Origin of the sequence: uncultured Varibaculum sp., assembly GCF_902489465.1 — a bacterium.
In the GTDB taxonomy this organism is placed as follows: domain Bacteria; phylum Actinomycetota; class Actinomycetes; order Actinomycetales; family Actinomycetaceae; genus Varibaculum.
The window spans coordinates 74,827-85,091 of sequence record NZ_CABTZZ010000003.1 but is presented as its reverse complement, the minus strand read 5'-3'; the positions used below and the strand labels follow the sequence as shown (position 1 = coordinate 85,091).

Genomic DNA, 10,265 nt, shown 5'->3' with positions numbered 1-10,265 from the left:
CCGATCTACGGGGAAGCGATAGCAGCCCCCGTGGTCGGGTGCTTGCCGAGCAAACCGAACTTGGAGATCGCCTGCTCACACTGCACATACCGGGCGAAAGGCTGGGCGTAGGCCTCAATCAGGTATTAACCCTAAAGTTCCCCCTCGCCTTCTACCGAGAGCTAATCGATTCCCAGTTCTTTACGCAAGCGAGCCACATGGCCTTTGGCACGTACCCGATATTTCGCTAACACCACTTTTCCGTCTTTGCCTACTACGACGGTGGTGCGGATTACCCCTTTTACCAGGCGCCCGTAGGAGTTCTTTTCCCCGTAGGCACCCCAGGCGCTCATTACTTCGCGTTCTGGATCGGAGGCTAAGGGAAAGTTCAGTTCTTGCTTGTCCCGGAACTTTTCTAGGGCTGGCATTTTATCGGGGCTGATCCCTACCACCGCATATCCGGCTGACTTTAGTGAGTTCAAAGAGTCGCGGAAATCGCAGGCCTCAGTGGTACATCCCGGGGTGGAAGCCTTGGGATAGAAATAAATAACTGCCCCTTTTTCGGATTCTTCCAAGAGTCCTTGCAAACTCACTTCTGTTCCTTGATCAGTAGGCAAGGTGAAATCTGGAGCCTTTTGACCTGCGGTTAACTCTGACATGGACACTCCCTCTTAAATAGTTAAACGTAGAGATACTAGCGCCGAAACGCAGTATTGTTTTAAACTCTACCATTTTATTTAAGCTGGTCAGAGCCGCTATAGCTGGTACGCGAGGCGGGACTTGAACCCGCACGTCGTAAGACACTAGAACCTAAATCTAGCGCGTCTACCAATTCCGCCACTCGCGCTGGCTTGAATATATTAACCTAAGGAGCACTGCCCTTTCCAGTCCCAGAATTGGCTACTGCCCCTTTTCCTGCCGAAACGCCTCTTCGATAGTTGCCTCACAGATTGCGCGATCTCCGACATAGACCACCAGGGATTGTCCGGAGGCGACCGCGCGGGTGGGGGTGAGCAGCTGAGCGCGCAAGGTGCCGTCTGCCTCTAGGTACACTTTCGCTGGTACTTCGCTCCCGTGGGCGCGATACTGCAAAGTTACTTCTGCCTGCCCGGATAGTGCCGGATCATCTGGCTCAGTCAGTAACACCGCGCCGGTGGCGGTGATGGCATCTACGCTGAGTAGCTCGTTGGCGCCGACTACTACCGTATTGGTTTTCATATCGGTACCTAGTACGTAGCGAGGGCGACCATCGGCAGCCGGCCGACCCAGGTTTAGCCCTTTGCGTTGCCCGATAGTGTATTGATAGGCGCCGGAGTGGGTTCCCACTTCCTTACCTTCTGTGTCCACGATTTTTCCGGCTTTACTGCCCAGGTTGGAACGCAAAAATCCGCGAGTGTCCCCATCCGCGATAAAACAAATATCGTAGGAATCTGGTTTGGCAGACATGGGCAGGCCGCGCTGCTCGGCTTCTGCACGCACCTGGCTTTTCGATTCATACTCCCCTAGCGGGAATATCACTTTCTCGAGAGCTTCCCGCCCCATTACCGCTAATACGTAGGATTGGTCTTTTTCGATGCATTTGGCGCGGTGTAGTTCTACTCCAGCTGGCCCAGTGATCACACGCGCGTAATGTCCGGTACACACCGCATCGAATCCCAGGGCATCGGCGCGGGTAGCAAGTTCCCTAAATTTTACGAACTCGTTGCAGCGCACACAGGGGTTGGGGGTGCGTCCCCGGCGGTATTCATTGAGGAAATCTTCTACTACGGTTTGTTCGAAGGTTTCCGCCATATCCCACACGTAAAACGGTATCCCCAGCATGGAGGCAGCCAGGCGGGCATCGGAGGCGTCTTCTACCGTGCAGCATCCGCGCGAGCCGCAACGGTTTTGGGTCTGGTTAGCGCTTAGCGCCATATGTACGGCGGTAACGTCGTGTCCGGCCTCGACTGCGAGGGCGGCGGCGACCGCGGAATCTACTCCACCAGAGAGCGCTGCTAATACTTTCATTTATTTCCTCTCCCGCTCTGCTAGTTTCCGGGAGGCACTTAGGGCTTGCGGTAGTGCCTGTAAAAACCGGTCTACGTCATCTTTCCGGGTGGACCAGCCAAAAGATATCCGTAAAGATCCGAGGGCGTCCTGTTCGCTGTAGCCTTGCGCTAATAGTACCGGGGAGGGGCGGGCTACCCCGGTGTGGCAAGCTGACCCGGCAGAAGCACAGATTCCCGCCTGATCCAGGGCAAATAGCAGCCCTTCGGCTTCTGCACCTTGCAGCACAAACTGGACAATGCCGGGTACTGCCGGGGCTTTGCTAGCTAGTTTTACTCCCGGTATTGCTAGCGCTCCTTGTAATAGTTTTTCTCGTAACTGCTGGTGACGGCGGGTAGTTTCTGCCATTTCCTGCTGGGCTGCCGTAAAAGCTGCCGCTGCCCCTACCGCAGCGATCACATCTTGAGTACCAGCTCTAAGCGCCCGCTCTTGACCGCCTCCCAGCCGGTCACTAGCAATGTTTACTTCCCGGCGAGCTAGCAGAATTCCCAAGGACGCCGGACCGCCCACTTTGTGACAGGCGAGAGAAAGGACATCTACGGGCGATTTGGCGAAGTTTATTTCTTGGCGCCCGGCGGCGGCTATCGCGTCAGTGTGGATAGCAATCCGGCTTTTATCTGCACTTTTCCTGGAAGTATTACCAGGTAGAGATATTTCAGGAAGAACAGCATCATTTTCCGGTACGTATTTACGTTCTTTTTCCCGCACAATCTGACAGATGTCGCGAAGAGGCTGAATAACGCCATTCTCGTTACACACGCTCATCACCGACAGTACTGCCACGGTGGCAGGATTAAGGCTGCGCACGTCCTCTAAATCAACTACCCCTTGGGAAGTAACTGGAAGCACTTTCAGCTCGAATCCATCTGCTGCCAAGTCGCGGGCATTACTCCCAACGGCATCATGCTCTACCTGGCTAATCACTATTTGGTTGCGGCGGGGATCTTGGCGGCGCGCTGCCCTAGCCAGGCCGCGTAAGGCTAGGGCGCAAGAATCTGTGCCGCCCCCGGTGAAAATAACCTCTGCCGGTTCGGCGCCTAGCGCCCTCGCTATCTGGGAGCGCGCAGTTTCTAGCAGCGCGGCCGCTTTACGTCCCGCCGCATGCGCAGAAGACGGGTTAGCCCCGATTCCGGCAAGGCTAGCAGCAGCCTCATTCATAGCCGCTAACGCTTGCGGGCGTAGCGGCTCGGAGGCCGCGTTATCGAGGTAGGTTAGCTGCACTATGCGTCCAGCGGCTTGATTCTAGAGAGGGCATCCGGGACTACGGTGAATAGGTCTCCAACTACCCCAAAGTCTGCCATTTCAAAGATCCGCGCCTCCGGATCATCACAGATGGCTACGATTTTCTTGGCCCCGCGAATCCCGCACACGTGGTGGTGATCCCCGGAAATTCCCATCCCGATATAGAGGTTGGGGGCAACGCTAATCCCGGATTGTCCTATTTGAGCGGCACGGTCAATCCAGCCTTGCTCGCAAGCCACGCGGGTAGCACCGACAGAGCCTCCCAGCATCTCGGCTAGCTGTTCGGCCGGACCAAAATCGCCGTTAACGCCACGACCAGCACATACTACTACTGGCGCTTCGGTTAGTCCCGCGTGTGAAGATCCGGTATCTTCCCTAGAGACTACTTGGATCCGTTTAGTGGAGTCGCGTAGCTGAACCGGCAGATTCTCGGTCTCTACTTCGCCGGCTTCGGCTACCGGTACCGCAGAAAGTGCAGTAGTCCGCATAGCCACTACTGGAATCCCGCGACGCATATAGTAGCTGGTTTCCCAGGTGCCATCGAGTACCGATTTACCGGCAATCAATTTCCCGCCAGCCACTTTTAGGCTGGTCACATCGGTGCTGGCCCCCGAATCTAAAAGGATCGCACTCTGGGCAGCTCCGTCACGCCCCCAGGAGGTGGAAGGCAGCAGCACCGCCCCAAAATCTCCGGTACCAACCGCCGAAACCACCAGGTCAGCCAGGATTGCCCCCACTTGCCAGGTTCCGGTTTCTTCCGGATCAAAATAGCGCACTGCCGCCACCCCGACCTGGGAAAAATGGTGAGGAGAAATAGAGGAGGGCGCGAGCGCCACTACCTTGCCACTGGTGATTTCGCGCGCCAGGGTAATCAGGCGCGCGGCCGCTACCGATAAATGTTGTGGCCGAGCCGCATCCGGGTGGGCAAAAACCAGGACGTCTTTTGCTATTTTTTCGCTCACGATTTCCTCCTACTTCTTCTGCGCAAAACCGCATTCGACCAGGTATTCGGCTAGTGCTTCGCCAGCGTTTGCCGAGTCGGTAACAATCGTTCCCTGGTTCTTTTCTTGGCTATAAAGCTGGGCATCCAAGACTTCTGTGCCCGAATCAGCTGCCCCTACTTCTTTAGGGCTAAGCTCTAGCTGCGCCAAGTCCCATTGCTCTACCGGTTTCTTCTTCGCCGCCAACATTTCTTTAAATCCGGGATAGTGTGGCCGGTTGGCTTCATCATTTACCGAAAGCACCAGGGGATATTCTGCCCGTAAAGTCAAAGCCGTACTTACCTGATAACTGGTGGCTTCCACGGCCTCGGCGCTGAAACTAACTTCGGAAGCATCGGTTATTACCGGCAACCCCAGGGTGGTTGCCAAAGCTCCAGGCAGCATGGAAGTCATCCCATCGAGGGAAGAACTTCCGCAAACCACTAAATCCACGTCCCCGATTTTTTGGATTGCCCGCGCTAGCACCCGGGCAGTCACCGTTACATCCGAGCCCGCCAAGGCCGGGTCGCACAGGTGATATGCCCGGTCTACCCCCATTTGGAGGGCGCGCAGCAGGGCTTTCTTTGCCCCTTCCGGCCCCATAGTAAGGGCAATAATCTCGGCTTCCGGTACTGCCACTTTCGCGCTGAGCGCCGCCTCAATGGCGTTTTCGTCCAGGTCGTTCAGAGTATCTTCTTCTCCGCGCACCACGTGACCGTTTTCGATTCGCCGCTCAGATTGCGGGTTGGGTACATGTTTTACAGTTACGACAATCCTCATACTTCTACCTTGCCACAAGCTTTCCCAGTGAAAAAGTAGCCAGCACGTCCTCTTTGCTCACAGAGGAAGTTTTTCGTCAAATGTTACTGTCGTCACCTATATACTTATTACATCTGTTCAAGTGATGCCTTTGGTAATCCACCTAGATTGCTACCTGCGGTTAGCACCCGGTTCTCCAATGAAAGGTTGCTTTTTTGGTTATTGATAATCTTTCTTTCGCCTACCGCAAGCACCCCGTTTTTTCTAATGTCACCTTCGAGGTTGAAGAGGGCGTGACGGTACTTTTAGGACCGAACGGTGCTGGAAAACCAACTCTTTTTAAATGTATTACTGGCGCGCTGCACCCAACTTCTGGAAATATCCAGATACCTGAACAATATAAAATCGGCTACGTCCCGCAATCTTCTGAAATGCCCGCGGGAGCTAAGGTAATTCAAGTATTAAACTATGCCGCGTGGCTGTGCGGGAAAAATGGCGACTCCCAAGAACAAAGCGTTAAGCAAGTTATTGATGCCCTATCTTTAGAAAAACTACTGAAACGTCGGGTGCGAACTCTCAGCGGCGGAGAACGGCAACGAGTAGCCCTAGCGGTAGGAATAATCGACAATCCTCGACTACTACTCCTTGATGAACCAACAGTAGGTTTAGATCCTTCGCACCGCTATCATTTGCGGCAAACAATCTCTGAACTATCAAAAAACCGTTGCATACTTTTAAGTACCCACCTAATTGAGGACGTTACCCAAATTGCCCAAAGAATTGTCCTGCTCAGCGGAGGGACTTCATTTTTCGCTGGTTCAGTTAGCGATTTCGTCCACCGATTTACCGGCGAAAACAGCGTCACCAGTACCGCAATCGAGCGCGCCTATGACCAGGCAGTTAATGATTCTTTGAAAGCGTCAGTCGTATGAAGCTAAAACAGAATCTAACTTGGTGGCCAATCCCAAAAACTATTCTAGTTTTAGTATTCGTGATGATGGCGACGGGAGCTTTCATCGCCTCCATCTCTGCCCTCCAGGCAGATTATTTCCTCTGGTCAAAAACTAACCGTTTTCTTCACGATGCTTTGTGGATTCCTGGTTCTCTACTAGCAGGTGCAAGCAGCGCCATAGCCATCATGATCTGGCCTAGACAAGGAATTTTTCAGGTCAATAGCACCGGTAAAATGCGATCTAAAACCGCCATGCGACAACTGGGAATCATCGTTGCATTTGCTTTTACCGGGCATCTTCTTGGCTGCACCCCACTGCTTTACTTCACTAGCCGTTACGGGAGCGGTGGAAGTCTATCGTGGGCGAGCTTACTGGTCACTTTTTCTGGGGTTATAACCCTAGTCGCTATCGGTTTTTTCACCGGACTGGCAATAAAAAGAATCTATATAGCACCCCTGATATCGGTCGCTACTTTCGCTCTAATGGCAATAATTTCAGAACCAGCACTGCGTCCTTTGGCTCTGCTATTTCCGGTTCACCAGGTAGCAGGCTCGGCTCGTTTTGAAACCAATCCGGCAGTAGCAGTGTTCTCGCTGATATTTGCCTGCACGCTGCTTTTAGCAGGCTACAGCGTATTAAGTTTCCCGCTTGCAGGCAAAAACCCAGGTTCATCTGCACGCCAGAGAAGTCTTGTACTCCCCCAAATAGTTCCCGTAGTATGCGCCCTTGCGCTGATCGGATGCGCATTTATATGGCGACCAGAATTACTAACCGTTCACCGACCGGTGAAAACCAGTTGCTTTAAGATTCAAGAGCTCCAGGTCTGTCTACATGAACAAAACCTGCCAGCACGCACTGCGATACAAAAAAGTATCACCCGGCTGCAAAAGGTGGGAATCAGTTCTCTACTAACCACCATTAGCGACGATGCCGCTGTTGAACAGGATTTACCGAGAAACAGCGAGGCTTTCATCATTATTGATTCCGGTCCATATGATAGCGAAAACGTTGCTAATAGCCTGGAAGAAAGCATTGCTTGGCAAGTGGTGAGCGCGGCTACCACCGACCGCTGCATCGACAAGACAAAAACTATCGAAAGCCACGACCTCAATTCTGCAATCGCCCATGAGCTGCTTCAGCGCGCCCAATACCCCAATCTAGCCGAACATATTTCTCCGGAGGTAAACTCCACATTTGCGCACATGAGCGAGAGGGAACTTAACTCCTTCCTGCACACCCAAAATCAGCTCATCACCTCCTGCTCCCTGAAAAACAAAACGCTATGAACACCGTTAATGGATTCCTACACGCCCGCAACGCCTACGTGGGCGCGTTGTTCCTGATTACGTTATCCATACTTTCCCTATCTTTCCCCATGACCTACATCGGGGTTAGCGTGAAAGCCGGGTTTCCTGCCCGCGCAGTAGGTATCGCAGAGATATGCGCACTCATTGCTGCCAGTTTTCTCCCTACAATTACCAAGCCGCATTTCAATAAAGCTGAGCTTAAAGCTCCCCCAACCCGTCGGGCGATCCACAGCACTTTCACCGCTTTAGTGATTATTAGCCCTTGCCTACCCCCTATCACCTGGTATTTACGCATCAAATGGAGCGAACTGGGCTATCAGCTTCCCGGCATAATCGGTTTTCTCGGCACCCCTATCATTTTGGGTTCCCTGTCCATGCTCGCCCTACTTTTAGCCGGTAGAGCAGCATCCATAGTTATACCAACATTAGTTTTCATCACTATCGTGGTGACCCAGCACCTCTTTCCTGCCGGTATTACCGCGCAACTATTCGCCACCGCTAAAAATTGGCATACTTGTTGGCCGGTAGTAGGGATACTATTTTCTATTACCCTATTCATTGCATACTGTAAAGGCTCGATACCATCATGCAAGTAGAAAAACTACCTGTTTGACGAAAACTTATTTAACTAGCGGAATAGCTCTATCGAACCCCAGCCGATAGGATTGGCTACGTGTCAAGACCAGTAATAGACGACTTTTTTAGGCCGTCCAGCCCCTATGTGCATGACGGTGCCGCTGATCCGACCCGCCTGGGGGTACACCTAGAAGGCAACGGGGTGGATATCGCGGTGGTAGCCCCGAATGCCTCGGCAGTGGAAATCTGTTTTTTTACTTCCGCGGAACCAACCGCTCCCGAAACTCGTTATCGTCTCTTAGGCCCGGTGGATGGTATCTGGCATGGCCATGTTTCCGGGGTATTGGCCGGCACCTACTATGGTCTTCGCACCTGGGGGGCTTGGAATCCGGAACGCGGACACGTTTTTAATCCCTATAAACTCGCCCTCGACCCCTATGCTCGCGCTATCAGTGGAAACGTACAGCTTTGCAGTCAAACCTACGCCCATAAAACCGATGATCAGCTCTATCCGCTACATCCTTTCGAGCTAGACCCCACCAACTCGGCTCCCTATACCGTGCGCGGAGTGGTCACCGGTAAAGAGTTTGACGTAACGCCCGGTCCGGCCACCCCTTGGGAAAATACCGTTATTTATGAGGCACATGTGAAAGGGCTAACCAAGCAACTGCCCGGAGTACCCGAAGAGCTACGAGGAACCTATGCGGGACTGGCACACCCGGCCACTATCGCCTACTTAAAAGATTTAGGGATCACTGCAGTCGAACTATTGCCGGTGCACGCGAAACTATCGGAAGCGTTCCTAAACGAGCGAGGTTTAAGTAACTATTGGGGGTACTCTACCCTGTCCTATTTCGCACCTGAGCCTTCCTATGCCACTAAGAATGCCCGTATGCTCGGGCCAATGGCAGTATTGGATGAGTTCCGAGGTATGGTTTCGATCCTGCACCAAAATGGAATCGAACTGCTGCTCGACGTGGTTTATAACCATACTTGCGAGGGCGGAGGCGACGGTCAGGCACTTTCTTGGCGCGCCCTCGATAACGCTATGTATTATCGCCTGGATTCCCAAGGTGGCAATATCGATTATGCTGGCTGCGGTAACACTTTGAATACTGCGCATCCGCGAGTGATCCAAATGATCATGGATTCTTTGCGGTATTGGGCAGGCGATGTGGGAGTCGACGGCTTCCGTTTTGACCTGGGTGTTACCTGCGGGCGGGGCGAGGAACATTTCACTCGTTTCCATCCTTTCTTCCAGGCCTGCCTAGATGATCCGGTTTTACGGAACAAGAAAATGATCGCAGAGCCTTGGGACGTGGGACCTGACGGTTGGCGTACCAGCGATTTTCCGTTACCGTTCTCTACTTGGAATGATCGTTTTCGCGATACTGTCCGCGGTTTTTGGATTGCCGATGGGCGCGCCCAGTCGCGGGGAGAATCTCGCGGTGCTCCCCCCTTTGAACTAGCTTCCCGGCTTTCTGGTTCCCAAGACATGTATGGGGTTGGGGATGTCCCGGCCGTGCGCCCTCCCCGCTGTTCGATTAACTTCGTAACCGCTCACGACGGCTTCACCTTGGGGGATTTGGTTAGCTTCGACCATAAACATAACGAAGAGAACCTGGAGAATAACCGGGACGGATCCCCCAACAACCTGTCTTGGAATCACGGTAGTGAAGGGCGCGCATTCCAGCTCGGTATTGAAAAGGAACTGGCTTTAGATGGCGACTCTCCACTGGCGGAACTGCTAAATGCCCGGGTGCGCTCTGCGCTTAACCTGTTTACCACCATATTTATTTCTGCGGGTACCCCGATGATTCTGGCTGGTGACGAGTTTGCCCGCACGCAAGGCGGCAACAATAACGCCTATTGCCAAGACAATGAAACTACCTGGCTGAACTGGGAACTGGTGGATTGGCAAAAAGACTTTTATGTGGCAGTACGAAAGCTGATTACTTTGCGGCGTGAACACCCAGTTTTCCGGCCCGCAAACTACTTGAGCGGACAGCGACATCCGGGAGATAGCATCCCTGATCTTTCCTGGTATAACCAGGTGGGACTGCTGATGGGTGATCGCGCCTGGCATGATCCGGCCAGCCGAGTTTTCCAGATGCTCCGTTCGGGACGCCCCTACGGGGATCAGGATTTGTTGGCGGTTTTCAATGGGACGCTAGATCCTAAGCATGTGCGCTTAGCTCCGGGACGAGGAACCGCCTATCAAGAAATTTGGGATTCTGCGGTTTCCGAACCAGAAGCGGAAGCTCCCCCATTCAACCTCGCCGGCGACGATATTTTCCTGGAGCCACTGTCAATCAAGCTTTTCCTAGCCGACTCCAGCGGGGATTAATCATTCCCGCTCCTGGTAGAAAAAATCCTTAACGATATATGGACATCGTGGGGATTTTACTATGCGCACGAGGGCG

The 10,265-nt window shown here is 53.2% G+C and carries 9 protein-coding genes, 1 tRNA gene and 1 pseudogene; 4 read left to right on the top strand and 7 right to left on the bottom strand.

Features of this window, described 5'->3' with window-relative positions; genetic code table 11:
• Positions 1 to 8 precede the first annotated feature (8 nt).
• The 7 genes and pseudogenes from RDM26_RS01195 to RDM26_RS01165 form a co-directional block, all read right to left on the bottom strand.
• Positions 9 to 122, bottom strand: a pseudogene (locus RDM26_RS01195) (terminase); the annotation flags it as partial.
• A gap of 39 nt (positions 123 to 161) precedes the next feature.
• Positions 162 to 638: a peroxiredoxin gene (locus RDM26_RS01190; protein ID WP_022864920.1), complete on the bottom strand. Its 477-nt coding sequence runs from the start codon at positions 636 to 638 to the stop codon at positions 162 to 164.
• Between the two features lie 103 nt (positions 639 to 741).
• Positions 742 to 826 (bottom strand) — tRNA-Leu (locus tag RDM26_RS01185).
• 53 nt (positions 827 to 879) lie between these two features.
• Positions 880 to 1,986 (bottom strand): tRNA 2-thiouridine(34) synthase MnmA, encoded by a 1,107-nt coding sequence (gene mnmA / locus RDM26_RS01180; protein WP_307737243.1) that lies wholly within the window; start codon positions 1,984 to 1,986, stop codon positions 880 to 882.
• Positions 1,987 to 3,246 carry an aminotransferase class V-fold PLP-dependent enzyme gene (locus tag RDM26_RS01175; RefSeq protein WP_307737242.1) on the bottom strand — a complete coding sequence of 420 codons (1,260 nt, stop codon included), beginning with the start codon at positions 3,244 to 3,246 and terminating at the stop codon, positions 1,987 to 1,989.
• Positions 3,246 to 4,229 (bottom strand): FAD-binding protein, encoded by a 984-nt coding sequence (locus RDM26_RS01170; RefSeq protein WP_307737241.1) that lies wholly within the window; start codon positions 4,227 to 4,229, stop codon positions 3,246 to 3,248. Before RDM26_RS01170 ends, RDM26_RS01175 begins: the two co-directional genes overlap by 1 nt.
• A gap of 9 nt (positions 4,230 to 4,238) precedes the next feature.
• Positions 4,239 to 5,027 carry an electron transfer flavoprotein subunit beta/FixA family protein gene (locus RDM26_RS01165; RefSeq protein WP_307737240.1) on the bottom strand — a complete coding sequence of 263 codons (789 nt, stop codon included), beginning with the start codon at positions 5,025 to 5,027 and terminating at the stop codon, positions 4,239 to 4,241.
• Positions 5,028 to 5,221: 194 nt separating this feature from the next.
• On the opposite strand from RDM26_RS01165, the gene RDM26_RS01160 reads away from it, so the two are divergent.
• From RDM26_RS01160 to glgX, 4 genes are all read left to right on the top strand, one after another.
• Positions 5,222 to 5,938, top strand: a complete 717-nt coding sequence (locus RDM26_RS01160; RefSeq protein ID WP_307737239.1) for an ATP-binding cassette domain-containing protein — start codon at positions 5,222 to 5,224, stop codon at positions 5,936 to 5,938.
• Complete coding sequence (locus tag RDM26_RS01155; protein ID WP_307737238.1) at positions 5,935 to 7,245, top strand: hypothetical protein; 1,311 nt, start codon at positions 5,935 to 5,937, stop codon at positions 7,243 to 7,245. Before RDM26_RS01160 ends, RDM26_RS01155 begins: the two co-directional genes overlap by 4 nt.
• On the top strand, positions 7,242 to 7,862 hold the full coding sequence (locus tag RDM26_RS01150; RefSeq protein WP_307737237.1) for a hypothetical protein: 621 nt from the start codon (positions 7,242 to 7,244) through the stop codon (positions 7,860 to 7,862). The genes RDM26_RS01155 and RDM26_RS01150 overlap by 4 nt, the downstream gene beginning before the upstream one ends.
• Before the next feature lie 77 nt (positions 7,863 to 7,939).
• Positions 7,940 to 10,189: a glycogen debranching protein GlgX gene (gene glgX / locus RDM26_RS01145; protein WP_307737236.1), complete on the top strand. Its 2,250-nt coding sequence runs from the start codon at positions 7,940 to 7,942 to the stop codon at positions 10,187 to 10,189.
• The last annotated feature ends 76 nt before the right edge of the window (positions 10,190 to 10,265 follow it).